General features: G+C 54.4%; 19 protein-coding genes. 13 read left to right on the top strand and 6 right to left on the bottom strand.

The genetic code is table 11. From position 1 onward, the window contains the following. The first annotated feature begins 188 nt into the window (after positions 1-188). Both BLU70_RS03680 and BLU70_RS03675 read left to right on the top strand, forming a co-directional pair. Positions 189-2354, top strand: a complete 2166-nt coding sequence (locus tag BLU70_RS03680; protein ID WP_074692053.1) for an ATP-dependent Clp protease ATP-binding subunit — start codon at positions 189-191, stop codon at positions 2352-2354. 197 nt (positions 2355-2551) lie between these two features. Continuing rightward, positions 2552-3919, top strand: a complete 1368-nt coding sequence (locus BLU70_RS03675; RefSeq protein ID WP_244885104.1) for a DNA recombination protein RmuC — start codon at positions 2552-2554, stop codon at positions 3917-3919. Between the two features lie 37 nt (positions 3920-3956). Here BLU70_RS03675 and BLU70_RS03670 read toward each other — a convergent pair whose 3' ends face one another. The 3 genes from BLU70_RS03670 to BLU70_RS03660 all read right to left on the bottom strand — a co-directional run bounded on the left by BLU70_RS03670 (position 3957) and on the right by BLU70_RS03660 (position 5332). After that, complete coding sequence (locus BLU70_RS03670) at positions 3957-4151, bottom strand: YjzC family protein (RefSeq protein WP_040288831.1); 195 nt, start codon at positions 4149-4151, stop codon at positions 3957-3959. Between the two features lie 66 nt (positions 4152-4217). Beyond that, positions 4218-4895: an LrgB family protein gene (locus tag BLU70_RS03665; protein WP_040288833.1), complete on the bottom strand. Its 678-nt coding sequence runs from the start codon at positions 4893-4895 to the stop codon at positions 4218-4220. Then, on the bottom strand, positions 4889-5332 hold the full coding sequence (locus BLU70_RS03660; RefSeq protein ID WP_083341133.1) for a CidA/LrgA family protein: 444 nt from the start codon (positions 5330-5332) through the stop codon (positions 4889-4891). The genes BLU70_RS03665 and BLU70_RS03660 overlap by 7 nt, the downstream gene beginning before the upstream one ends. Before the next feature lie 108 nt (positions 5333-5440). On the opposite strand from BLU70_RS03660, the gene BLU70_RS03655 reads away from it, so the two are divergent. The 3 genes from BLU70_RS03655 (at position 5441) to BLU70_RS03645 (ending at position 10407) form a co-directional block, all read left to right on the top strand. After that, on the top strand, positions 5441-6316 hold the full coding sequence (locus BLU70_RS03655) for a LysR family transcriptional regulator (protein ID WP_244885103.1): 876 nt from the start codon (positions 5441-5443) through the stop codon (positions 6314-6316). Between the two features lie 267 nt (positions 6317-6583). Further along, entirely contained in the window at positions 6584-8371 is a 1788-nt protein-coding gene (locus tag BLU70_RS03650; protein ID WP_074692045.1) for an ABC transporter ATP-binding protein, read from the top strand. Next, complete coding sequence (locus tag BLU70_RS03645; RefSeq protein ID WP_244885102.1) at positions 8368-10407, top strand: ABC transporter ATP-binding protein; 2040 nt, start codon at positions 8368-8370, stop codon at positions 10405-10407. The genes BLU70_RS03650 and BLU70_RS03645 overlap by 4 nt, the downstream gene beginning before the upstream one ends. A 17-nt stretch (positions 10408-10424) precedes the next feature. Here BLU70_RS03645 and BLU70_RS03640 read toward each other — a convergent pair whose 3' ends face one another. Beyond that, a complete protein-coding gene (locus BLU70_RS03640; protein WP_100218588.1) occupies positions 10425-11423 on the bottom strand; it encodes an acrylyl-CoA reductase family protein in 999 nt (332 codons plus the stop codon). 13 nt (positions 11424-11436) lie between these two features. Beyond that, complete coding sequence (locus tag BLU70_RS03635; protein WP_040288840.1) at positions 11437-13491, bottom strand: S9 family peptidase; 2055 nt, start codon at positions 13489-13491, stop codon at positions 11437-11439. A 129-nt stretch (positions 13492-13620) separates the two neighbouring features. Here BLU70_RS03635 and BLU70_RS03630 point away from each other — a divergent pair, with 129 nt between their 5' ends. The 3 genes from BLU70_RS03630 to BLU70_RS03620 all read left to right on the top strand — a co-directional run bounded on the left by BLU70_RS03630 (position 13621) and on the right by BLU70_RS03620 (position 18179). Beyond that, on the top strand, positions 13621-15354 hold the full coding sequence (locus BLU70_RS03630) for an ABC transporter ATP-binding protein (RefSeq protein ID WP_074692042.1): 1734 nt from the start codon (positions 13621-13623) through the stop codon (positions 15352-15354). Then, entirely contained in the window at positions 15351-17222 is a 1872-nt protein-coding gene (locus BLU70_RS03625) for an ABC transporter ATP-binding protein (RefSeq protein ID WP_074692039.1), read from the top strand. The genes BLU70_RS03630 and BLU70_RS03625 overlap by 4 nt, the downstream gene beginning before the upstream one ends. A 99-nt stretch (positions 17223-17321) precedes the next feature. Beyond that, positions 17322-18179 carry a hypothetical protein gene (locus tag BLU70_RS03620; RefSeq protein ID WP_143027473.1) on the top strand — a complete coding sequence of 286 codons (858 nt, stop codon included), beginning with the start codon at positions 17322-17324 and terminating at the stop codon, positions 18177-18179. A gap of 16 nt (positions 18180-18195) precedes the next feature. Here BLU70_RS03620 and BLU70_RS03615 read toward each other — a convergent pair whose 3' ends face one another. Then, positions 18196-19047, bottom strand: a complete 852-nt coding sequence (locus tag BLU70_RS03615; protein ID WP_074692033.1) for a DODA-type extradiol aromatic ring-opening family dioxygenase — start codon at positions 19045-19047, stop codon at positions 18196-18198. A gap of 136 nt (positions 19048-19183) precedes the next feature. Between BLU70_RS03615 and BLU70_RS03610 the strand changes: the two genes are divergently transcribed. The 5 genes from BLU70_RS03610 (at position 19184) to BLU70_RS03590 (ending at position 25076) form a co-directional block, all read left to right on the top strand. Next, the gene (locus BLU70_RS03610; RefSeq protein WP_052012209.1) at positions 19184-19579 is read left to right on the top strand and encodes a Na-translocating system protein MpsC family protein; all 396 of its coding nucleotides are present in this window, start codon (positions 19184-19186) and stop codon (positions 19577-19579) included. A gap of 328 nt (positions 19580-19907) precedes the next feature. Beyond that, complete coding sequence (locus BLU70_RS03605) at positions 19908-20702, top strand: formate/nitrite transporter family protein (protein WP_040288887.1); 795 nt, start codon at positions 19908-19910, stop codon at positions 20700-20702. Between the two features lie 39 nt (positions 20703-20741). Next, a complete protein-coding gene (gene fdhF / locus BLU70_RS03600) occupies positions 20742-23765 on the top strand; it encodes a formate dehydrogenase subunit alpha (RefSeq protein ID WP_244885101.1) in 3024 nt (1007 codons plus the stop codon). Positions 23766-23786: 21 nt separating this feature from the next. Further along, positions 23787-24308 carry a helical membrane plugin domain-containing protein gene (locus tag BLU70_RS03595; protein ID WP_074692026.1) on the top strand — a complete coding sequence of 174 codons (522 nt, stop codon included), beginning with the start codon at positions 23787-23789 and terminating at the stop codon, positions 24306-24308. Between the two features lie 30 nt (positions 24309-24338). Further along, the gene (locus BLU70_RS03590; protein ID WP_074692023.1) at positions 24339-25076 is read left to right on the top strand and encodes a pirin family protein; all 738 of its coding nucleotides are present in this window, start codon (positions 24339-24341) and stop codon (positions 25074-25076) included. The last annotated feature ends 7 nt before the right edge of the window (positions 25077-25083 follow it).

The following is a 25083-nucleotide window of genomic DNA, read 5'->3' as shown; positions in this document are numbered from 1 at the left end:
GATATCATCCCTCGCCGGCCATACAAAACACAAAAAATGTGTTGCAAGTTTGCGAGGTTGCGTTATAATAAGGTCAAGGATAGTCAAAGTCAAATAAACGCTTCCTATTGGTCAAAGATAGTTAAGGTCAACTGAGGATGAATCAGCTATTGCGAATGAAATGTTGAGTATAAGGGAGGTCAATCGACATGAAATGCAACTTATGTCACGAACGTCCCGCAACGGCACACATTCGGACGCAGCGAAATCAGCAAGTGTTCGAGCTGCACCTGTGCACCGAATGTATGGCGAAAGTTCAAGCAGGCTACAAACTGCCCAGTGCGTTGGGCGGCTTCGATTTTGGTTCGGCAATTCCCGGAATGAACGACTTGTTTGCACAGTTTCGTGGTGTGCCGCGCGAGGCACAGGTTCGCACACAAACGTCAGGCGGCGGTTTCCTTGACCAATTTGGTCGCAATCTCACACGGCTTGCGGCCGACGGCCGGATCGATCCGTTGATCGGGCGCGACAAGGAAATTGCGCGTACCATCGAGATTCTTAATCGCCGCAACAAGAACAATCCAGTGCTCATCGGGGAGCCTGGTGTCGGTAAAACAGCCGTCGTCGAAGGCTTGGCGTTACGCATCGTGCAAGGTCAGGTGCCCAGCAAGCTTCGCGACAAGCAGATTTACGCTATCGATGTGGCATCCCTGGTCGCAGACACGGGCATTCGCGGCCAGTTTGAAGAGCGCATGCAGGGGCTCATTCGCGAATTGGAGTCTCGCGACGACGTGATCGCGTTTATCGATGAAATCCATCTGCTCGTAGGGGCTGGGTCGGCACAAGGCTCTATGGATGCAGGTAACATCCTGAAGCCCGCACTTGCACGTGGCGATTTGCAAGTCATCGGTGCCACGACCTTGAAGGAGTACCGGCAAATTGAAAAGGACGCAGCCCTAGAACGCCGATTCCAGCCAGTGACGGTCAACGAGCCGAGCGTTGACGAGGCAATCGCGATTTTGCAAGGGATCCGTTCGAAGTATGAGGAATTTCATCAAGTTCAATTCACGGATGAAGCGGTACGCGCGTGTGTGACATTGTCTCAGCGTTATATCGCAGATCGGTTTCTTCCCGATAAGGCGATTGATCTGATGGACGAGGCGGGTTCCAAGGCGAACTTGGCGCAGGCCGATGGCCGCGCGGATGACATACAGGCACGACTTGCGGCATTGGCTCGTGAAAAAGCCGAGGCGGCCCGCGTCGAGGCGTATGAACGCGCAGCCGAACTGCATCGGGAAGAGATGCAATTGCGCGAGCAGTTGGCAAGCCTGGCGGCACAAGGCAGTCAGTCCAAGCGGCCGACCGTGACGGAACGGGACATCGCCGCGATTGTCGAAGGGAAGACGGGCATTCCGGTGACGAAGGTAGAAACCGATGAACAAACCAAATTGCGCCACTTGGAAGAGGATTTGGCGCAATACGTCATCGGACAGCCACAGGCGGTCAAGCAGGTAGCCAAGGCTGTGCGCCGGAGCCGCGTGGGCTTGCGCAAGGGAGACCGGCCGATTGGTTCGTTCTTGTTCGTCGGACCGACTGGTGTTGGTAAGACAGAATTGGCGAAGCGTCTGGCCGAGCGTTTGTTTGGCTCCAAGGATGCGATGATTCGGCTCGATATGAGCGAATACATGGAAAAGCATGCGGTATCCAAGTTGATTGGTTCGCCTCCGGGATATGTCGGATATGAAGAAGCTGGCCAATTAACAGAGCAAGTGCGGAGAAAGCCGTACAGTCTGATCTTGCTCGACGAGATTGAAAAAGCGCATCCTGACGTACAACACATCTTCCTGCAAATCATGGAGGATGGTCGTTTGACGGACAGCCAAGGGCGCACGGTCAGCTTTAAGGATACGATTCTCATTATGACGAGCAACGCAGGTGTCATGGAGCGCAAATCGACGGTTGGCTTTGCACTTGGGGAAAACAAGCACGATGTTTCAACTGAGTCGAATGCGGATCAGTTGACCGCGTATTTCAAGCCGGAGTTCCTGAATCGTTTTGACGCAATCGTCCAGTTCTCTCCGCTCGCCGAAGCCGATATCGCGCGGATTGTGGAGCTATTCCTCGGTGAGCGCAAGGAATGGCTGGCGGAGCAAGGTGTCGAGTTGTCGTGGACGCCGGAGGCCGTAAAGGTGTTGGCAGCGCGTGGCTATCATCCAACGCTGGGAGCGCGTCCATTGCGCCGAGCCATTCAGGAGTTGGTTGAAGACCCCATCGCCGACCTGTTGATCGATCACGAACACGTTCAAGCGGTGCGCATTGATGGCAACGATGGCGCATTGGTTGTCAAACCAGCCATGGCCGCTGGGACGACGTAATGCCGACAGCGTCATCATGTGAGTGAGAAAGCGATGGCTTCCCAAAGGGGGCCATCGCTTTTTATGGTTTTTCAGTGCAAGTTCAGAACTTGTATCTCAAATAGTTTCGTCAATCTTTTACGGCGCACTTTCTTCAAGTTTGCAATCTCTCTATCATGGAATTCAAAAGCGCCGTACAGGGAGGTATTGCGAACACCGTGCTGAATACCATCGCTGCCGTCATTTCGTTGGCAAATTTCGTATTGTTAATCTGGCTCCTGCTTGGACGGGGAGGCGGACTATCAAACAAATCAAACAATGGACGAGAATCAGGGATTCAATTCGAACGCCTGGAGCGTAGCCTGCGCGACGAAATCATGGCAAGTCGCGAAGAAGCGAATCGATCGGCGCGCGAGGCCAGGATGGAGATGGCGGCTCAGGTACAGGGGATTTCGCAGTCGCTGGCACGCACGCTAGCTGATGGCGCAAATAGCACTGTGCAAGCGATCACGCTGCAACAACAGGCATTGATCGATGCTATCGGTGAGATGTCGCGACAGCAAAAGGGCATGCTCGATTCGTTTAACAAGCAACTCGCCGATTTGGCTCAGCTTAATGCGAGTCAATTGGAGCAAGTGCGCGAAGCTGTGGAGCGCCGCCTGCGCTATTTGCAGGAGGAAAATAGCAACAAGCTTGAGCAAATGCGAATGACTGTCGACGAGAAGTTGCATCAGACACTCGAACGACGCCTCGGGGAATCGTTCCAGCTGGTCAGTGAACGTTTGGAACAGGTTCATCAAGGATTAGGCGAAATGCAGTCGCTTGCGGCGGGGGTTGGCGATTTAAAGCGCGTGCTGACGAACGTAAAATCCCGCGGGACGATGGGGGAATTACAGCTTGAGACCCTGCTCGAGCAAGTGTTAAGTCCCGAGCAATATGCACGCAATGTCGCCATTCGACAAGATTCACAAGAACGGGTCGATTTTGCCGTCCGCTTGCCCGGGAAGGATGACGGTGACGCACCTGTATGGTTGCCGATCGACGCCAAGTTCCCCCTCGAAGATTACCAGCGTCTGCAGGAGGCTCAAGAAGCGGGCGACCTCGACATGTTTACAGAGGCTGCAAAGGCACTGGAGAATCGTATCAAACTCGAGGCCAAATCGATCCGCGACAAGTACATACAGCCGCCGCTCACGACCGATTTTGCGCTCATGTTTCTACCGGTAGAGGGGTTGTTTGCCGAGGTCTTGCGCCGCTCCGGCCTCTGGGAAACCTTACAGCGCGAGTATCGCGTCATCATCACGGGACCAACCACGATTACGGCTCTCCTCAACAGCCTGCAGCTTGGCTTTCGCACTTTGGCTATACAGAAGCGATCCAGTGAGGTGTGGAAACTGTTGGGGGCGGTTAAATCTGAGTTTGGGAAGTTCGGGGATGTGCTTGAACGGACGCAGAAAAAGTTGCAAGAGGCGAGCAACACCATCGACAAGGCCGCGGTTCGCTCGCGTGCTATCGAGCGGCAATTGCGTTCCGTCGAAGCGAGTCCTTTACCTTCGGAACCCAAATGGCTGGAAGGCGAAGGGTGACGGCACAAGGCGGCCGTCCCCTTCGTGATCGCTTTGGTCAGTGTTTTTTATTCGTTTTGATACGCCGCCACTTTCGATCGTCGTTGGTTGTTTCGGGAAACCGTTCTCCCTTGTGTAAATACACTCGCCGTGGGTGATGTAGATCCTCGCTGTCCGGGTGTGCTCCAACTTCAATGTACACGCCGTTGTTTGGTGCTTCATAGCCGGGGGTAAACTCGGAACGTTCGCCCATGTATCATCACCTCACACCTAGTGTCCACCGCTTTGGCGGTTCACATGACTGGTGATTCGAGGCATGTTACGTAAGCAGCGGTACCAGACTGGGGGCGAGTGCCAGCGTAATGAAGGCCGCAATCACCATCGACAGACTTGAGCAGGTACCTTCCATTTGCCCCATTTCAAACGCACGTGCCGTGCCGATGCCATGGCATCCCATGCCGAAGATGGCACCTTTGGCGATTGCGGATCGAATGCGGACATAGCGGATGACGAGGGGCCCGATGACGACGCCGGAAATACCAGTAATAATGACGAATACGGCCGTAAGCGTTGGAATGCCGCCAATGGTTTGCGAGATGTCCATGGCAATCGGAGTCGTCACTGACCTAGGCGCGACACTGGTCTCAATCATGCCGCCTAGGCGCATGAGCCGCGCGAGAAGGATGGACGACACAATGGCGGCCGCAGCGCCGGAGACGAGGCTGACAAGGAACTCAAGCCAATGGGCCTTTAATATGTGCACGTTTCGATACAGCGGGATGGCAAGTGCTACCGTCGCCGGACTCAGCATGTCGGTCAGCCATTTGCCGCTTGCAAAGTAGGTATGGTATGAAACGTGCGCCAGGGATAGGAATGCGATCAGTACGGCTAAGCACGTCAGTACAGGATTCAAAACTACATAGTGAAAGCGCTGATACAATTTTTTGCAAATCCCGTAGCAAATCAAGGTCGATACGAGACCAAGCCACATTACCATGATGCCACCTCTTTTGCATCTTCATGTGCTGTGCGGCGAGGGCGGCGCAGCTGCCTTGCCTTCCAGATGTTATCGGCCATGGTGCCCGTGATGAGCATGACAATGGCTGTGCTACAAACAATCGTGACTAAAATCTGTAATCCCTCATGTAACATCAAGTGTCCGTATGTCATAATGCCGACGGATGAAGGGACGAAAAATAAGAGCATCTCGCGAATTAAAAGGTCGCCGCCACGAGCAATCCAGTCGAGTCTCAGTACCCGAAATTGCAGCAGCAAAAACAAGATGATGAGGCCAAAAATGCTACCGGGAACGGGCGTGTGCAGCAATTTCGAGATCAAGCCGCCAAGATCAGCTAATCCGTACAAAACTGCGATCTGCAGAATGATAACCGCAATTGCCACGGTTTTTTTGCGTATCCATGTCAAGCGTTGCATCGTTGCACACTTCCTTTCCGTATTAAGCTTACGCCTGCCGGAATAGAAGGTCTAATATATAAATCGTAAGTGAATGAGTCGCAGAACGAATCATCAAATGGGGTGATGATGACGGAACTTCGTCAACTCGAATACTTCGTCGCCGTCGCTGAGGAATTGCATTTTGGCCGCGCCGCGAAACGTCTTGGTCTGACACAGCCTCCCTTAAGTCAGCAAATCCGGCAATTGGAAGGTGAACTTGGGGTGCGTCTGTTCGATCGAACCAACCGCAAGGTGCGCTTGACCGACGCGGGAATGGCTTACTTACAGGAGGTGCGCCAGGTTTTGGCACGATTGCAGGCGGCCACCGAGACGGCAAGACGAGCCGCGTCTGGCGCCGTTGGTAAACTTGTCGTTGGCTTTGTCGGGTCGGCTACGTATGATTGGCTGCCACCCGTCATTCGCCGTTATCAGGAACTCTGCCCCAGCGTCGAGCTCATCTTGCGTGAAATGCCGACACCGGCGCAAATGGAAGCTCTCCTTACGGGTGCGATCGACGTCGGTGTGCTGCGCACCCCGGCTGCTCATCCGGATTTGCATGTGTGTTCAATTCGGCGGGACGAATGTGTAGTTGTGTTGCCAGTTGGCAGTGCCTTAGCGGCTAAAAGCGGCGTCCACATGGAGGATTTACAGGGCGAGCCGTTGGTGCTTGTCGCGCGATCCATCTGGCCCGGGCTATATGACAGCGTCGTCACGCTCTGTCGGGCGGCCGGCTTCGGTCCGACCATTCGTCTCGAAGTCACGGAGGTGCAAACTGCCGTAGGGCTCGTCGCAGCCGGCATGGGCGTGAGCATCTTGCCAAAGGCGACGCAAAACGTGCATGCGCGCGAAGTGCGATATGTACCCATCGAAGGGCCGGCACCAGTGGTCGAATTGGGCATTGCTTGGCGGCGAGACGACGATTCCAGCGTTGTCCAGCGGTTTTTGCAGATTGCTCAGGATTGACAAATGAAGAAACAAAGTGTTATGTTATATTCTGACTTCACGCGAAAGGAGTGTGCATTCCCATGATTCGTATGCTGACGATTGCACTGGTTCCCATGGTCATCCGTTCGGGAATGCGACCTCCGTCTCGTTGCGCGAAAGTATGAGCAAACGAGTACATATCGCGGGTCGCGTTCCGACGCGGCTCGCGTTTTTCATTTGCATGGTTTGCAAATGAATTACGGCATGCCGCGTCAGGTATGCCTTTTTTGTGTAGGAGGACGAAACGTGTTCCAAGTATTGTGGAAGTTGCGATGGTTTTTCTGGCAGCAGCGAAAGCGCTATGCCATTGCCGTTGGCCTGCTCTTATTCCTCAATTTCGTTGAGGTCGCTCCACCGGATATCGTGGGGCGTGCCATCGATTTGATGAACCAGCGGGGGATGACGGCGGGCACGTTGTGGGATCTCGTAGGCGCCCTGGCGCTTGTCATTGTCATCAGCTATACGTGCGGCTTTACCTGGCAGTATCAGTTGTACGGGGGTGCGCGCGTGCTCGAGTTGTCGCTGCGCAAGCGGCTCATGCGACACTTTCTCCAAATGACGCCGCGGTTCTTTGAACAGAATCGCACGGGAGACTTAATGGCGAGATCGACCAACGACCTAAATGCGGTTTCGCAGACCGCCGGGTTCGGCATTTTGACGTTGATCGACTCGACCACCTATTCCGCGACCATTCTTGCGACGATGGGCTCCTTGGACGGATGGAGGTTGACGTTGCTTTCACTCGTCCCCATGCCATTTATCGCCTTGGCCATGACCAAGTATGGGAAAATGTTGCACGAGCGATTCACATTGGCGCAGGACGCGTTTGGCGATATGAATGATCGCGTCTTGGAGACGATAGCCGGGATTCGTGTTGTGCGGGCCTACGCGCAGGAAAAGCACGAGGAGGAGCGCTTTGCAGCGACGATGGCCGATGTCTATCGCAAGAACATCGCCGTGGCGCGCATTGACGCCTTGTTCGATCCGACCATCAGCATGCTTGTTGGCATTACCTATTTGATTGGCCTTGGCTACGGAACTTACCTCGTCTTTCAAAGCCAGCTGACGATTGGCCAACTGACGTCGTTTAACGTCTATCTGGGAATGTTGATTTGGCCGATGCTTGCCTTCGGACAGTTGATTAACATCATGCAACGCGGCAACGCATCACTGGATCGGGTCAACGAAACCCTTGCGTACGAGCCGGATGTCATCGATCCGCCGTCAACCGTGGCCGTTGACCGCCCTGAGGAGATCCGGTTTGAACACTTGACCTTCCGCTATCCAACTTCGGATCGAGACAACCTAAGAGACATCGAACTCGTTATTCGCCGCGGTGAAACCCTAGGCATTGTGGGACGCACAGGGAGTGGAAAATCGACATTGCTACGCCAGTTGCTTCGCGAGTACCCACCATCGCAAACAGGTGCGTTGACCATCGGCGGCGTGCGGATCGAACAGATTGCCATGGATATCGTACACGGTTGGTTGGGATATGTTCCGCAGAATCCCATGCTGTTCTCGCGCAGCGTCCGCGATAACGTTCGCTTTGGTCGGCACGATGCGACGGACGCCGAAGTCATGGAAGCCTTGCGCCTCGCCGATTTTGTGAAGGACCTTGACAGGCTGCCAAACGGCCTCGACACGTTAGTTGGAGAACGTGGGATTTCGCTCTCCGGCGGACAGAAACAGCGCATTGCTCTGGCGCGGGCCCTGCTCGTCGATCCTGAGATTCTCATTCTTGACGACGCGATGTCTGCCGTCGATGCTCGCACGGAAGCACATATCATCGAATCGATCCGCTCGGTTCGCCAAGGCAGAACGACTCTTATCGCAAGCCACCGCATGTCGGCAGTCGCACATGCCGATTGGATTGTCGTGATGGATGATGGACGGATTGCAGAAGAAGGTACGTTTGCCCAGTTGATGGCGCAAGGAGGCTGGTACGCGCAACAGTACGAGCGCCAGCAAGCGTACGGGGAAGAGGCACTGGATGACAGCGATGCCATTGCCTTGGCGGAGGAACGGGGGTGATTGATCTGAACGCTGAAAAGCAGGTAAACAAGCGACTTGTGGAATATGCAGCACATGCGAAGGGAGCTATCGCGTTAGCGATTGTCATGCTTGTACTCGCGGTGGCGGCGCAGTTGGCAGGGCCGTTTGTCGCAAAGGCCATTATCAATCGACACATCATGGGCATACAGCAGGTCTGGTACGAGGTGACACCGCGAGCCGCCGGCGCGGTCGAGTGGGAAGGCAAGTGGTATGCGCGGGCCGACCGAATGCCGGCGCAGAGCAAGCGATTAAACCCACATACGCTGGTGGCCGTGGGCACGCGTACGTATTTTCTCGACGGCGTGGTATCGCATGTCGTGCGAGGCAATGAGGCAGGCCAGATTCGCGAACAGGAGGGCGGTCGCTCGCTGGTGATCACGGCCAGGCCGTTGACACGGCAACAGTTGTTTTCGTTTTATCGCCCCGAAATTCCGGGCGTCATTCGGTTGGCTTTGATCTACTTCGGCCTGCTCGCTGGCGCCGCAATCTTTTTGTACGGTCAGCAGTACTTGTTACAAGTATCGGCAAACCGGATTTTGCAGCGGATGCGCAAGGACGTATTTCACCAAATTCATCGGTTGCCGATCCGCTATTTTGACAACTTACCAGCCGGCAAGGTCGTCTCGCGCATCACGAACGACACTGAAGCCATTCGCGACTTTTACGTAAATGTGCTCGCCAACGTCTTGTCAAGTATCGCGACGATGGTCGGTATCTACGTCGCTCTGTTCATTCTGAACGTCTGGTTGGGCTTGATGGCGAGTATTTTAATCCCGATTTTGATCGTATGGATTTGGTTATACCGACGGGCGACGGTCTCCGTCAATGTACGGATTCGAGCTCTTTTATCCGAGATCAACGCGATGTTGAATGAAACGATACAGGGCATTCCTATCATTCGCGCCTTTCATCGCGAACAACGGACACAAGCCGAGTTCGACGAGCTTAACCAAGCGTATTACGATGGGCAAACGCGGCTGCTTCGCGTAAATTCAGCGACGGGATTTAATCTGGCCGGCGTCTTTCGCAATTCGTTTTTTATCGCTATCATCGCCATCTTCGGCTGGCGCTCGATGCATCTAGAGTCTCTTGTCTCGTTTGGCGTCCTATACGCTTTTGTTGATTATCTGAACCGGCTTTTTCAACCCATCACGCAGGTTGTAAACCAATTGGCCAACCTGGAACAGGCGCGCGCTTCGGCTGTTCGCGTATTTGAATTGCTCGACGAGCCCGGGGTCGATCCGGTGTTTGGCTCCATCCCGCGCTTTTGCGGCGAGGTGGAGTTTGATCATGTGACCTTTTCGTATGACGGTGAACATAACGTGTTGAATGACGTTTCGTTTCGCGCTCAGCCCGGTCAGACGGTGGCGCTCGTCGGACACACGGGGTCTGGGAAGAGTTCCATCATCAATCTGCTGTTCAGGTTTTACGATCCGCAGGGCGGTCAGATTCGCATCGATGGCGTCGATATTCGCACCATTGCACCGCAGCAATTGCGCCAGCACCTGGGGATTGTGTTGCAAGACCCGTATCTGTTTACGGGGACCGTTGCATGGAATGTCAGCCTTGGCGACGAGCGCGTCTCACGGGCAAGGGTAGAGCAGGCGTTGCGCGATGTCGGTGCCGATCGGCTGCTCGCGCACTTGCCCAACGGCTGGGATGAACCGGTGCTAGAAGGCGGCGGCACCTTGTCGGCAGGCGAGCGCCAATTGATTTCGTTCGCCCGCGCTTTGGCGTTTGATCCGGCCATTCTCGTGCTCGACGAGGCCACGGCGAGCATCGACAGTGAAACAGAGCGCCTCATCCAAGACGCGCTCTCCGTGCTCAAGCGAGGACGAACGACGTTCATCATCGCGCACCGACTGTCAACCATCCGCGACGCGGATTTGATCCTCGTGCTGGATGGCGGCGAGATCGTCGAACGCGGAGCGCACGATGAACTTATGCGCCTTGGCGGGAAGTACCGCCAGATGTATGAATTGCAAACAAATATGGCGCCGGCTAGCGGCGCCTAATGCAATTGCAGTTATAGTTACAGCCTGACGATCGCGCGCCCGCGCATGTCGCCACGCAGAATCCGTTCCAGCGTCTGCGGCAGCTGATCCAGCGATATCTCTTGGACGATGTGTTCGAGCACCTTTTGCGGCTTGAGTTCCCGTGCGATGCGTTGCCACAGCGGGGCGCGGATCGACATCGGACAGAGCACAGAATCGATGCCGATGAAGGTGATGGCGCGCCGTAGAAACGGAAATACGCTGGCGGCAAGTTCGGGGCCGCCGGTAAAGCCGCTTACCGTGATGCAGCCGCCGTATTTCATGGTATTGAGAATATACGGCAGGGCTTTTCCCGCAACCGGGTCGACGGCGCCGGCGAAACGTTCCGGTAGGTTCGCAAATGAGTCGCCATCGCGCAGCACGAGTTCGTCCGGCGACACGATTTCATTTGCGCCCAACTCTCGTAGAAACGCGTGCTCGCTCTCTTTGCGCGTGGAAGCGATCACTTGGTAACCCAGTTGGCTGAACATGGCCACGGCAGTGCTACCCACACCGCCGGTGGCCCCCGTGACGAGCACCGGTCCGCTGTCCGGACGCAATCCGTTTTCCTCCATTCGTTGCAAGGAAAGGGCAGCGGTAAATCCAGCCGTACCTAGGATCATGGCTTCGCGCAACGTGAGTCCCTCCGGCAGCGGCACGACCCACGAAGCTGGCACGCGTGCGATCTCGCTGTATCCACCAAAGTGCCCCGTACCGAGGTCGTAGCTGGTCACAATCACCGGATCGCCGGAACGGAACCGGGTATCCTGCGATTCGATGACCTCTCCTGCCAGATCAATGCCTGGCACCATCGGGTATTGAGTGACCAAACGGCTGTTGGGCAACGAGCAGATGCCATCTTTATAATTTACACTCGAATACCGGACGCGAATCGTGACTTCACCCAAGGGCAAATCATCGAGTGTCAACGTGCGGATACCTGATGTAAAGCGAGCATCCGTTTGGTTGACGAGAAATGCGCGAAACGATTCCACCATCAATCCCCCCGTTTCAATGGACCTGCACGCCGATTTTATCCAACAGAAAGGCGTAAATCTCTGCTTGCTCGCGCATGTGCTCGAGTCGACCGGAGGATCCGAAGTGACCCGCACCCATGTGCGTCTTCATGACAAGGACGGTATCGTCAGACTTCATGGTCCGAAGCCGGGCCACCCATTTGGCAGGTTCCCAATAGGCCACCCGAGGGTCGTTGATCCCGGTGGTGACGATGATATGCGGATACGCTTTTGCCTCGACGTTGTCGTAGGGGCTATAAGACTTCATATAGGCGTAATACTCAGGGTCTTCCGGGTTGCCCCACTCGTCCCACTCGAGCGTGGTTAACGGAATCGTCGGATCGAGCATGGTCGTGACCACGTCGACAAACGGCACACCGGCTGACAACGCCGCAAATCGATCACCACCAAGATTAGCCACGGCACCCATCAACAAGCCACCTGCACTGCGCCCATCTGCGGCGAGTTGAGTGCGCGTTGTATATCCGCGACGGATGAGGTCGTCGGCAGTGGCAATGAAGTCGGTAAATGTATTACGTTTATTGAGCATTTTTCCGTTTTCGTACCATTGGCGCCCCATTTCCGATCCGCCGCGTACGTGCGCGATGGCGTAGACGACGCCAAGATCGAGAATTGGCAGGAGTTGTGGCATAAATGCCGGATCGAGATTGTGGCCATATGAACCATAGCCGTAAAGCAACAGTGGTGCAGGGCCGTTTTGCAAAGCGTCCTGTCTGTAGACGATCGACACGGGTACTTGCACACCGTCTTCGGCCGTTGCCCAGATCCGCTCCTGACGATACATCTGTGGGTCGAATGGGCCACTGACGGGAGCCGTTTGAAGGGCGGACAGTGAACCTGTTTTTGGCTGAAGCGCATAGGTGGTGCGTGGTGTTAAGAACGATTCGTACGCCAAAAGCACTTCGCTCGTGTCGTAACGGCGATTTTCGCTCACATGTACCGCGTACAACTGGTCAGGCCAGGCAAGGCGCTGCAGGTTTCCATCGCAGTACGTCCAAATCTGGGTTAGGCCATCTTGGCGCCCTTCGATGACCAGCGCGTCGCGAAATGGGTGAACCGCAAGCAAATATCGAGTGTCGTCGTACGCAAACAATTCGCGCATCTGTGTCGGGTTGAGCGGCGCGATTGGGTGTTCAAACAGGCTGAAATTGAATCGGTTGCGATTGGTCAAGACGAGCAGGTGATCACGCCAGTGCTCCAGGCTGTATTCCACGTCGGTCTCGCGTGGGGCGAAAACGGTCCATGAAGCAAGCGGGTGATCCGCAGCGATATATCGGACTTCGGTCGTTGTTTTGGTCGATGAGGTTAAGAAGAGATAACGCCCACTTTGCGATTTCGCCAAACTCAGGACGTACGTGACGTCTGATTCTTCATAGAGCAAGCTATCGTTTGTCGGGTCGTCCCCGAGCTGGTGACGCCACAGCCGATAGGGCCGTTGGCTTTCGTCAACCGTCGTATAAAATAAGTAGGAACCTGTTGCGTCCCACTCGACACTGTCCCCGATAAACACGTTTTCGATGCGATCCGGCAGCAATTCTCCGGTCGTGAGATCCTTGACAAAAAGTGTATAGCGATCGGTGCCGTCCCGATTTTCGAGATAAGCGAGCTTGGTTTCATCGGGGCTGATGCGTGTCTCCGTGACACTCAAATATCCGTCGCCAGCGAGTTCATTCAAATCGAGGATAATCTCTTCCTCGGCCGCGGCCAGTTGTGTCCTATCTGCGGCTCGTTTGCGGGCGTAGACTGGGTATTGCAAGGATTTTTCCATGCGGGTGTAGTAAAAGTAAAGGTCACCTTGGACGGGCACTTTTTGCTCGCTTTCCGGGATACGAGCGACCATTTCCGCATACAGGTGATCCGTGATGTGGGAAAGCGCGTCCACGTGTTCACGATAGTATTCGTTTTCAGCTTCCAAATACAGAATGACGTCGGGATCGGACTTATCGCGCAACCAGTAGTAATCGTCCGGCCGCGTATCGCCATGAATGGTATGGGGGTGGGGAATCCGCTTTGCTTTCGGGGCTTCCATGATGAGTGCCTCCTTGGGTTTTCAACAAAATATGTATCATTCTTTTGTATCATAGCATGCGGTATGGTCATTTTCCTTCAACGGGAGAAGTAAATGAACAGTCCTACATACGAAATGGGGTGAATCGCATTGCGGAATCTATTTCCATATTTGCGTCCCTACAGGTTCGCCATCGTCTTTATCGTGACGTTTATCTTTATCCAGTGCCTTGGCAATCTATATCTTCCTACCTTGATGTCCGACATTGTCGACTATGGCGTGCTTAAGGGCAATCTTCACTACATCGTCACGACAGGCCTCTTGATGCTTGCGGTCTCCATCGCTTCAGTATGTTTTTCGATCGCGGCGAGTTTTTTATCCTCTCGCACCGCTTCGAGCTTTGGGAAAGTTCTGCGCCGCGAGGTTTTTGCCCATGCACAGACGTTTTCGCTACATGAATTTGACGAATTGGGCACGTCTTCGTTGATCACGCGGACGACCAACGACATCACGCAAGTGCAGCAGTTGGTCAACATGATGCTGCGGATGATGATTATGGCGCCGCTCAATTGCATCGGCGGCATTTTGATGGCGGTCTACACGGATGCCAAATTGTCGTTGATCCTCGTCGTCATGGTGCCGGTTTTGGCCGCCATTATCGCGCTTGTCTTTACGCGGGCGACCAAATTGTTTCGCACGATGCAAGCCAAAATTGACACGCTTAACCGCGTTTTGCGCGAGAATTTGACCGGAATCCGCGTCATTCGATCCTTTAACCGCGTTGCCTATGAACAGGACCGATTCGATGTAGCTAACTTTGATTTGACGAACACCACCACGCGCGTACAAAAAATCATGGCCGTGATGTCGCCAGCTCTAATGTTGGTCATCAATCTCTCGGTGATTGCGGTCATTTGGTTCGGTGGCATGCGCGTGGAGCGCGGCACGATGCAAATCGGATCGCTCATCGCCTTTATTCAGTACATCACTCAACTACTCTTTGCCATCATGATGGTATCGATGATGTTTTTCATGATTCCGCGAGCGTCCGCTTCTGCCAACCGCATTTGGGCTGTGTTGCAAACGAAACCGGATATTGTCGATCCTGTTGCTGAGGATGCCCAAGCATCGCGTACAGAGTACGGCCAGGTCGAATTTCGCGACGTCACGTTTCGCTATCCTGGTGCTGAAACGCCCGCTTTGTCTCATATTTCGTTTGTCGCCAGGCCCGGACAGGTGACCGCCATCATTGGCGGTACAGGGGCAGGCAAGTCGACTTTGGTCAACTTGATCCCGCGTTTTTATGACGTGAACGAGGGGGTCGTGCTGGTCGGCGGCGTCGACGTAAGGGCGCAAACGCAGTCGGCTTTGCGCGCAAAAATCGGGTACGTTCCGCAAAAATCCGTGTTGTTCAGCGGCACCATCGCCGACAACATTCGTGCGGGGCGGCAGGATGCAAGTGATGAGGAAGTCAGGCGAGCTGCCGAGGTAGCTCAGGCTATCGAGTTTATCGAGGAAATGCCGGATGGTTTTGCGTCGTACATCGAGCAAGGAGGTCGCAACGTATCCGGCGGCCAGAAGCAGCGTTTAGCGATCGCGCGAGCACTCGCCAAGCAGGCTCCGATTTACATTTTCGACGACAGTTTTTCGGCACTTGATTTTCGCACGGATGCCCGCCTACGTGCGGCGTTGCGCGATGAGGTGCAGGAAGCCACCGTCATCATCGTGGCGCAACGGGTAAGTACGGTACGCGATGCGCACCAGATTGTGGTTCTCGATGAAGGACGTATTGCAGGGGTGGGCACGCACGACGAACTGATCGATTCGTGCCAAGTTTATCGCGAAATTGTTGCATCGCAAATGGCAGAGGGGGAGAGCGCATGAGCGAGGCCGAACGCAGAGACATGCGGACGATGCGCCCGCCGATGCCAATGGGCAGGGGCGGTATGCGCCCTGGTATGCCAGTGCAAAAGCCGAAGGACTTTCAAGGCACGTTGCGTCGGTTATCCCGGTATTTTAAGCCACATCTGTGGCGGCTTGCCGTTGTTCTGTTGATGACGATTCTTAGCACGCTGTTTAGCATCTTGAGCCCAGATGTCATGAAAAACGCGACGGACGATCTCGTCGCTGGCATCCGTCATCGCCTGCATGGGATCCCGGGCTCTGGCTTTCATCTCTCTGGCATTATTCATGTCATCTTAGAACTGGGCGTCTTATACGTCCTAAGTGCGTTGTTTAGCTACATCCAGCAGTTTGTCATGGCCGGTGTTGCTCAGAAGACGGTTTACGCCTTGCGCAAGGAAGTCAACGCAAAGATGGCACGCCTTCCCTTATCCTTTTTCGACTCGCGGCCGACTGGCGAGATTATGAGCCGCTTTGTCAACGATTTCGACAACATCGGTAACACACTGCAACAGACGCTCACCCAGTTAATCAGTTCGGTCGTGACGTTTGTCGGCGTGATTGTGATGATGTTCTCCATCAGTCCGTGGATGTCTGTCGTCGTGTTTTTGACGTTGCCCCTGTCTTTTTATGTGACGCGTACCATTGCCAAGCGCTCGCAACGCTATTTTGTCGGGCAGCAACGCTCACTTGGGCAACTTAATGGTCACATCGAGGAGATGTACACAGGGCACCAAATCGTTAAGGCGTTTGGCCTTGAGGATAGGGCGATGAGTCAGTTCATCGAGTATAACGAAAAGCTGTTCGAGTCTGGCTGGAAGGCGCAATTTATTTCTGGAATGATTTTCCCTTTGATGAATTTCATCGGGAATATTGGCTACGTTCTCGTCAGCGTGATCGGCGGTTTTCTCGTCACTCGCGGCGCCATTGGTATCGGAGATATCCAGGCGTTCATCATGTACGCGCGTCAATTCTCACAGCCCATCACCCAACTGTCCAGCATCTCCAATATCATTCAGTCAACAGTGGCCTCGGCAGAGCGTATTTTTGAATTGCTTGATGAAGAAGAGGAAACGCCGGAGCCGGCAGAGCCGGTGCTACTGTCTGCGCCGACGGGGGATGTGCAGTTTAAGGATGTGCGATTCGCCTATCAACCGGATAAGCCGCTCATGGAGCATCTGAACATTGAGGTCAAAGCCGGGCAGATGGTTGCGATTGTGGGGCCGACAGGCGCGGGGAAGACGACACTAGTGAATCTACTCATGCGCTTTTACGATGTTGACGGTGGCTCCATCCGCATTGATGGTGTCGATATCACGCGACTGCAAAGAGGGCATTTGCGCAGCATGTTTGGCATGGTGCTCCAAGATACGTGGTTATTTCACGGCACCATTCGCGAGAATATCGCGTATGGTCGCGCCGGTGCGACGGAAGCCGAGGTGGTTGCTGCAGCTACGGCGGCGCGTGCGGATCATTTCATCCGGACGTTACCTGATGGGTATGACACAGTGCTCAACGAAGAAGCCTCGAACATTTCGCAGGGGCAAAAACAGCTTTTAACGATTGCACGAGCCATTCTTGCTGATCCATCCATTTTAATCCTCGATGAGGCGACGAGTAGCGTTGATACGCGTACCGAGATCCTTATCCAGGAAGCGATGTCGAGGTTGATGGAAGGGCGAACGAGTTTTGTCATTGCGCACCGACTGTCGACCATTCGCAACGCCGATCTCATCTTGGTGATGAATCATGGCAGCGTGATCGAGCAAGGGACGCATGAGGATTTGTTGGCACGTCGCGGCTTTTATGCCGAACTGTACTATAGTCAATTCGCTGGAGCGCCAGCGTAAACGAGAAAATTCGTCCAGAAGGTACCGCCGCACGATGAGGATAGCGCCGACTCTTCAAGGGGGACAATGATTCGACACCTTGAAGAGGGAGGCGCATCTTTGATGAGGGCGAAGCTCGGTTGGGTAAGTGCCTGTGTCGCGGTTTCTCTGGCGGCCTTGACAGGGTGTGGCACACCGGCGAACACCGCAAACCAGGCTGCCAATACGGCCGCTGGTTGGGTTGCGGGCACGGGTAATGCTGTCGGGCGCGGGTTGGCGGACGTAGGCAACGCGGCCGGCCGCGGGGCAGCTGCGATTGGGAACTTCGCAGGCCGCGGCGCAGCTGATGTCGGCAACGCCATCGGCGGGGCACTGGATCCGCGCGTCGCGCCAAACGGCCGCGCGACAACTCCGTATGCGGGCGATGTCGCCAGACCGCCGTATGGAACGATCCGACATCAGGTTCAAGTTAATGCCGCAACGAAAACAGTGTATGTGCAACTGAACACTGCCCTACCAGCACGGGCGAACGTTACACGGCCCAATTTGACTGCCAGCGACGGTCGCGCTGTGATGGCACCAACATCGCCACGCGCCTTCACAGATGGTCGCGGGGTAACGGCACCAACATCGCCAAATGCCTTCACGGATGGGCGCGGTGTGACGGCACCCGGCGCTTATACGGCGGGCTCTGCTCTTGCCAACGGTGGTTGGCTACAAGTGTCTATCCCAACCGGCTGGAATGTCGTCGTTACCGGTAACCAGGCCAACCATGTGCAACTTCGATCCGCTGGTGACCTGAATCGTGTGGGGGTCAATCCACAGCCAGGACGAACCGCCACGCAGGTGCGTTACCATTTGTCGGCGCCGGGTCAATTCCACCTTGTGACGACGGATGCAAACGGCCGAGTTGCGCAAATTCTCGATACCGTGATTGTTTCGAAAGCGACTCAACATCCAGTTTTCACGGTACGGTAGTCACAGCATTCATGAGTTAGAGCATTCGTGCGCATATCATGCCAAAGTACGTCGGCCGCTCATATGATAGCAACCGCGGCCGGCGTGCACTTGGCGGCACGGCCCCCGCAAGAACGAGCGCTTGCCAGATGCCATCCGGTTTAGCATTCTCGATAATTTCCTCCGAAAACTGCATAAGCTCTTCCAAATCTCCACGCGAAATACATGCCACAACTGAATCATCCAGCACAGCCGCATCTGGGTGCCAACCGTACGGTCCACTAGGGTCGTGGGTGTGTGACCAATCGCAACTCGCGATGATGGCAATACGCCTTCCCATCGATGTTGCGACTCTGGCAATCTGTTCGCCCAGTCGAATGTGTTCCTGGTATGTGCGCGATCGCGCCGAATTGACAACGACAATGGGCATATCAGGCATAAAAGATAGTGGAATGAGCGAGCCCCAATCGAGTGGAAGTGTCGAGAACACGCCTTTTTGGGTCGCGAAGTTGATAACGGCCATCGGTAATGAAGCGCTGTTACTGGCAACGCCAATAGCTCTGGCAAAAGCTTGATCGACCACGCGGCGCATGTGAACTCGTTCTCCTACATCCAGACGCGTGTTGCCCACCATTTGGGCGACCGTTAGCTCCGATAACTCCCCTTCCATAAATGAACTTGCGGCAATCGTGAATTGATTGTCTGCGCGCAGACCGTGCGGCGTGATGACAACGATGACATCGACTTCCTCGGCCCGCATTTGCTGACCAAGTTTCTCCATACTGGCTCGCGTCTTGGCCATCAAATGGGGTTCATCACCGGCCAGTTCTTTGAGAATGGGCAACCCATGTGGCGTGATGCATGCAAATACGACGGATGATGATGCCATGATTGATCGCCTCCTGTCGCAACTGTACGCCAATTGCGTGCTATGGCCAAGGGAGTAGCAAATTGCTTCTATTGGCTTATGGAAGATAAGCGAATACAATTACAAACTAAGGACGCGAGGATCAGGGGAGATGAACATGGCGAAAAGCCGCGAACAAGCATTTAACGAGATCGTGCGGCGTGTGCGCAAAGAGTGTTTCGGCAAGGGACCGGAGCGCATTCATACCGTGTTTGTCGACAACATGGCCATCTCCATCTTGCAAGGGAATTTAACGCCGACAGAGAAATTTATCAGCCGTACACCGGAAGGCGCGGAAATTGTCAGATCGGCTCGTACCAATATGATTCAGGCATTGTATGCGAAAAAAGTCCCGGAAGGCATGGAGGAACTGGCTGGCTCAAAGATGTTGTACCTGTTCTCTGACTTCAAGGTTGAAGAGGATATGGGCGTTTCCGTCTTTATTTTCGAAAAGCCAATTGGGCAAGGTGCGCCATCTTGTACAAACGCGACCGACGCCACAGATGAAGCGTAAGGTGTGATCATATCTATGGGGGCTAGTCAATTTTTCTGTTGAATTCGCTTTCATAACTAAACTGTGCTATCATATGACATGTGGCGAGCACATTCGTGTGAGTGCGCGCGTTACAAAAGGCTCGACGCTTGTATGGTAGGCCTGTAGGCTCTGCAGGCAAACACATCGGCACAAGTTGACTGCTTTGGCGGACAATTTGTGCCTTTTTTGTGTTCTTTGGCTCTGATGGAATCCTGTCATGATTTTTCATTTTCCGGCCGAATTGAAGCATCCTATGCCTGTTCATGCGCGATCGAGCAGCGAAAAAATCCAGAAAGGTGGAATTTGGATGAGCAATTTCTTGACTCCGGCGGAAATCGCCCAAACCGCTGCCGCCATCGGCCACGACAAGGCAAAACAGTCATGGTGGAAACTGTTGATTCTTGGTTTTTTGGCAGGGGCGTTTATCGCGCTTGGATTTCTGGTGGACATTCGCGTGACTGCGAGCTTGCCAGACAGTTTGGCGTCCATCAAGAGTCTATTGGGCGGCGCCGTCTTCCCGGTCGGCCTGATGTTGGTCGTGATCGCCGGAGCAGAGCTTTTGACAGGCAACATGATGACGTTACCTCTCGCGCTGCACGCGAAGAAAATTGGTATCGGCGGCCTTGTGTACAACTGGTTTTGGGTGCTTATTGGCAATTTGCTTGGTGCGTTGTTTGTCGCTGGTGTTTTCGGGTTGGGTGCACATCTGCTCACCGAGGATCCGTTTAAGACGACCGTCATTGCGCTGGCGACCGCCAAGGCAAAACTCCCGTTTGGCTCGACCATCTTATCCGCCATTGGGTGTAACTGGCTGGTTTGTCTCGCCGTATGGATGGCGTATGGCGCAAAGGATATTGGAGGCAAGATTCTCGCTATCTGGTTTCCCATCATGACCTTTGTCGCGATCGGCTTTCAACACGTTGTTGCTAACATGTTTGTGCTACCGGCGGGTCTATGGGTTGGCGCACCCATTTCATGGGGCCAAATCATCGTCGAGTGGATTGGCGCGTTTATTGGCAATGCCATCGGTGGCTGGCTGTTCACCGCGACTGCATATTTTCTGGTCTACATGCGAAAAGCCGGGGACACCACGACGGGCTGACAAGCCCATCGCATTCATACGTCGAGTGCCGCGCCAAGAATGACTTTGGCGCGGTTTCTTGTCACATTCTCCGAAGTCAGCTACATCATTTGCGATAAAAGCAAGGAGGTCATAGCCGTGAAGGAAGGAATCATTCGGGTCGTGATTGACGGGCAGGAGCACTGGGTACCATCCGGGGCGTCCGTTTTAGACGCGATTCTCGACAGCGGCGTGGATCATCCGCACGTGTGTTACCATCCTGCACTTGGACCTATCGAAACGTGCGATACGTGCATCGCGCAGGTCGATGGTCAATTGGTGCGCGCTTGTGCTACGCAAGTTGCATCTGGCATGCAGATTCAAACAAAGTCCGTCGCTGCCCGCTACGCACGGAAAGAAGCGATGGATCGGATTTTGCAAAATCACGACCTGTATTGCACGGTGTGTGATAACAATAATAAGAACTGCACTCTGCACAACACCGTGATGAAGATGGGCATCGAGCATCAAGCCTATCCTTTTACACCAAAGCCCTATGAAGTCGATATGAGCAATCCTTTTTATCGATACGATCCGAACCAATGTATTTTGTGTGGGCGCTGTGTCGAGGCTTGCCAGAACTTGCAGGTCAGCGAAGTGCTCTCCATCGACTGGTCACGTGAGCAGCCGCGTGTCATTTGGGATCAAGATGTGCCCATCAATGAATCGTCCTGTGTTTCATGTGGCCACTGTGTAACCGTTTGTCCATGCAATGCCTTGATGGAAAAATCGATGCTGGGAGAGGCGGGATACCTGACCGGGATTGAAGCGGGCACCTTGAGCCAAATGATCGATATCACGAAACAGGTCGAGCCCGGCTATTCATCGATTTTTGCAATCTCGGAAATCGAAGCGGAATTGCGGGAGGCGCGCATCCGTAAAACCAAGACGGTCTGTACCTACTGTGGTGTGGGCTGTTCGTTTGACGTGTGGACGAAGGGCCGTGACATCCTCAAAGTGGAGCCTCGGATGGAAGCGCCCGCAAACCAAATCTCGACGTGCGTGAAAGGTAAGTTTGGATGGGACTTTGTCAATAGCGAGGAGCGCATTGTCGAACCGTTGGTTCGTCGCGGCGACGCCTTTTACAGCGTGACCTGGGACGAGGCGCTGGATGTTATTGAAACGCGCATCAAGGCGATTCAAGCCCGCGATGGGTACGACGCGGTCGGATGGATTGCCTCATCCAAGTCGACCAACGAGGAAAATTACTTGATGCAAAAGTTGGCTCGCTCCGTGATGTTTACCAATAACATCGACAACTGTTCGCGCTACTGTCAATCTCCGGCAACGGAAGCCCTGCGGCGGACGATGGGACTTGGGGGCGACACCGGATCGATCCGCGATCTCGAGTTGGCCGATCTCGTCATCATTGTCGGCGCGAATCCGGCCGAGGCGCACCCGGTGCTATCGACGCGCCTGCGCCGTGCGCAAAAGAAGCGAGGACAAAAACTGATTGTCGCCGATGTCCGCCGCAATATTATGGCAGAACGGGCCGATCTGTTTTTACAGCCGCGCCAGGGAACCGATCTCGTGTGGCTGTCCGCCGTGACGAAATACATTATTGACTGCGGCAAGCACGATCAACTTTTCCTGCGTGATCGCGTAAATGGCTTTGCGGAGTTCGTGCGCTCGCTGGATGCGTTTACGCTTGCGCACGCAAGTGAAGTTTGCGGAGTGCGTGAGGCAGAACTGATTCGCATCGCCGAGATGATTATGGCGGCGGAGCGGGTGTCAATCTGCTGGGCGATGGGCGTCACACAACACGTCGGCGGTTCCGACACGAGTACTGCAATTTGCAACCTGCTCTTGGTGACCGGAAATGTCGCGCGGCCTGGCACAGGTGCATACCCGTTGCGGGGGCACAACAACGTACAAGGTGCGGGCGATATGGGCTGTGCACCGACATTTTTCCCGGGGTATGAGCCAGTGGCCAATGAGGCGATTCGCCGGAAATATGAACAGGCGTGGAAAACGCCCTTACCGATCACGCCGGGCCTCAACAACCACCAAATGGTCGATGCTATTCACGAAGGTAAGCTCAAGGCCTTGTATCTCGTGGGTGAAGACATGGCGGTGGTCGATTCCAACGCAAACTATGTGCAGCAGGCGTTCACAAAACTTGAGTTTTTTGTCGTACAGGACGTGTTTTTTAGTAAAACGGCTCAATTCGCGGATGTCATTTTGCCGGCGTGCCCGAGCTTAGAAAAGGAAGGCACGTTCACCAATACAGAACGTAGAATCCAGCGCTTGTATCGGGTTCTGGAGCCACTCGGCCAGGCAAAGCCGGATTGGGAAATCATACAACTGGTCGCCAATCGATTCGGCGCGAATTGGCAATATACATCGCCACAGGAGATCTTCGAGGAGGCTTGTGGTCTTACGGAGTTATTCAAAGGTGCGACCTATGGCCGACTCGAAGGCTATCGTAGCTTACAGTGGCCCGTCGCGGCGGACGGTACAGATACGCCCCTCTTATATGTGGACGGTTTCGCCTTTGCGGACAAAAAAGCGCGCTTATATCCGGTCGCCTGGACACCACCTATCACAGTTGCGGACGAATACGATCTTGAGCTGAACAATGGCCGCCTGTTGGAGCACTTCCATGAGGGAAATATGACGAGCCGCGTACCTGGCATCCACGCGAAGGTACCGGAAACATATGTCGAAATCTCACCTGCATTGGCGGCGGATCGCAAGATTGCAAATGGCGCACTTGTCCGTCTCATTTCGCCTCACGGACGCGTGAAGGTGCGCGTGGTCGTAACAGATCGTGTATCCGGGAACAAAATCTATCTTCCACTGTTGTCCCGACGCGACGAAGAGGCCGTCAACCTGTTGACGTCAAGCGATCACGACACGGCGACGTTCACTCCGGCGTACAAGGAGATGCGGGTGCGCATGGAAGTCATCGAGGCGAAGGGAGAATCCCCGATAAAGACAGGGAATTTCCGCTTAGGTAAGCCGAACCCACAGCCTGGCGTCAATGTGGAGCAAAAGTGGGGGCGGGCAGACTACGCACCACTAGTGACAGACCGCCGTTCATAATGGCAGAAAGGATGGGGAGCGATGGGCGAGCCTATTACATCCATTCAGCGGCCGCAGACTGCCGCTATCAAGTCACGCCAGTCCACGCACGAACGTGTCATGGCACAACTGGCTTCCGATGAAGAAGGCGTCATCGCTGGCTTGAGATTGCTCGGGGCGCTTGAGGACAAAGGATTGCTTCCGCTATTCACCGCGATGGTGGAACGAGGTGACCAGGTTTTGGCCCGCGGGGTCGAGGCCTTGAACACGCCAAGTGGCATTTCCACTTTACAAATCGCAATCACTTTGTTGCAATGGGTAGGCAAGCTCGATCCGGACAGTGTTTCCACGCTTTTGACCGCACTGACTGCAGGCGTCAATCGGGTCGCTGGCAAGGACGACGGAACTGCTGTGAGTGTTTCGGAAAGCGGCGCACGCCCGCTGGGGATATACGATTTGCTAGCCAAGTTTCAGGACCCAAGTGTGAACACGGCGATTGCATATCTGTTTGAATTCTTGGCAGGTATGGGCGAAGCGCTACGCGCAGCCCGATTGTCGAAATAAGAATTTGTCGCGGGGACGGTGGATCGAACGGTGTGGACCAACATCGGTTGCGGCGAGCGGGTAGATCTCAATGAAGGGCTTTGGCTCTCGCGCCTGTTACCCGCCAGTGATGGTGGTGTGCCGCCGCTCGATCCGCTTTTGCTCATCGACGACATTCAGATGAACCGGTATGGGTTTCCTTCGCACGTACACAGCGGTTTCGAAAAGCTCACGTTGACCCTAGAAGGACGCGTTCAACATACGGATGAAACTGGGCGCGACGAAATACTCTCTGCGGGTGATGTGCACTACCTGTTTGCAGGTACGGGGTTTGTTCACGCAGAGCTACCTGTTTCACAATGCCGAGTTATACAAATGTGGTTTAATATACCTTTTAATACTCGAGATTACAGCGGATTTGCAAAGACCTATCGACGACCATTGTATCTGACGCACAAAACGGATTGGGGGAGCCTCTTGGAGATAGCTGGTCCTTCGGCGCCCATTCAATTGGTCTGTGCAGCGTCGGTTTCCATTTGGGAGATGAAACCGCGTGCCATGGCCGAGCCCAGTTGTCAAGGCATGGGCTTAGCATATTTGTTGCATGGGGAAGTGTCAACGCCGCAAGGGGTGGCCCGCAGTGGACAGTGCCTCACTGTTGGTAGCGCACATTCACGGTCTGGGAAGATCCACGCTGGTGATGAAGGGTGTGTTTTTCTGTGGGTGACAGGTCAGCCCCTAAAGGAGCCCGTTTCCATGTTGGGCGGGCATGTCATAAAAATCACATGAGTTCCAG

Source organism: Alicyclobacillus hesperidum (assembly GCF_900107035.1).
Classification (GTDB): Bacteria; Bacillota; Bacilli; order Alicyclobacillales; family Alicyclobacillaceae; genus Alicyclobacillus; species Alicyclobacillus hesperidum.
Note: the sequence above shows the minus strand (reverse complement) of the source record. Positions and strands in the feature narration are given on the sequence as shown.

What these genes read in the sequence shown, in the direction of transcription:
- BLU70_RS03635 (WP_040288840.1), bottom strand. Translation starts at nt 13,491, where the DNA reads ATGGAAGCCCCGAAAGCAAAGCGGATTCCCCACCCCCATACCATTCAT.
- BLU70_RS03660 (WP_083341133.1), bottom strand. Translation starts at nt 5,332, where the DNA reads ATGCAACGCTTGACATGGATACGCAAAAAAACCGTGGCAATTGCGGTT.
- BLU70_RS03625 (WP_074692039.1), top strand. Translation starts at nt 15,351, where the DNA reads ATGAGCGAGGCCGAACGCAGAGACATGCGGACGATGCGCCCGCCGATG.
- BLU70_RS03665 (WP_040288833.1), bottom strand. Translation starts at nt 4,895, where the DNA reads ATGGTAATGTGGCTTGGTCTCGTATCGACCTTGATTTGCTACGGGATT.
- BLU70_RS03640 (WP_100218588.1), bottom strand. Translation starts at nt 11,423, where the DNA reads ATGGTGGAATCGTTTCGCGCATTTCTCGTCAACCAAACGGATGCTCGC.
- BLU70_RS03680 (WP_074692053.1), top strand. Translation starts at nt 189, where the DNA reads ATGAAATGCAACTTATGTCACGAACGTCCCGCAACGGCACACATTCGG.
- fdhF (WP_244885101.1), top strand. Translation starts at nt 20,742, where the DNA reads ATGACTTTGGCGCGGTTTCTTGTCACATTCTCCGAAGTCAGCTACATC.
- BLU70_RS03595 (WP_074692026.1), top strand. Translation starts at nt 23,787, where the DNA reads ATGGGCGAGCCTATTACATCCATTCAGCGGCCGCAGACTGCCGCTATC.
- BLU70_RS03670 (WP_040288831.1), bottom strand. Translation starts at nt 4,151, where the DNA reads ATGGGCGAACGTTCCGAGTTTACCCCCGGCTATGAAGCACCAAACAAC.
- BLU70_RS03655 (WP_244885103.1), top strand. Translation starts at nt 5,441, where the DNA reads ATGACGGAACTTCGTCAACTCGAATACTTCGTCGCCGTCGCTGAGGAA.
- BLU70_RS03615 (WP_074692033.1), bottom strand. Translation starts at nt 19,047, where the DNA reads ATGGCATCATCATCCGTCGTATTTGCATGCATCACGCCACATGGGTTG.
- BLU70_RS03610 (WP_052012209.1), top strand. Translation starts at nt 19,184, where the DNA reads ATGGCGAAAAGCCGCGAACAAGCATTTAACGAGATCGTGCGGCGTGTG.
- BLU70_RS03605 (WP_040288887.1), top strand. Translation starts at nt 19,908, where the DNA reads ATGAGCAATTTCTTGACTCCGGCGGAAATCGCCCAAACCGCTGCCGCC.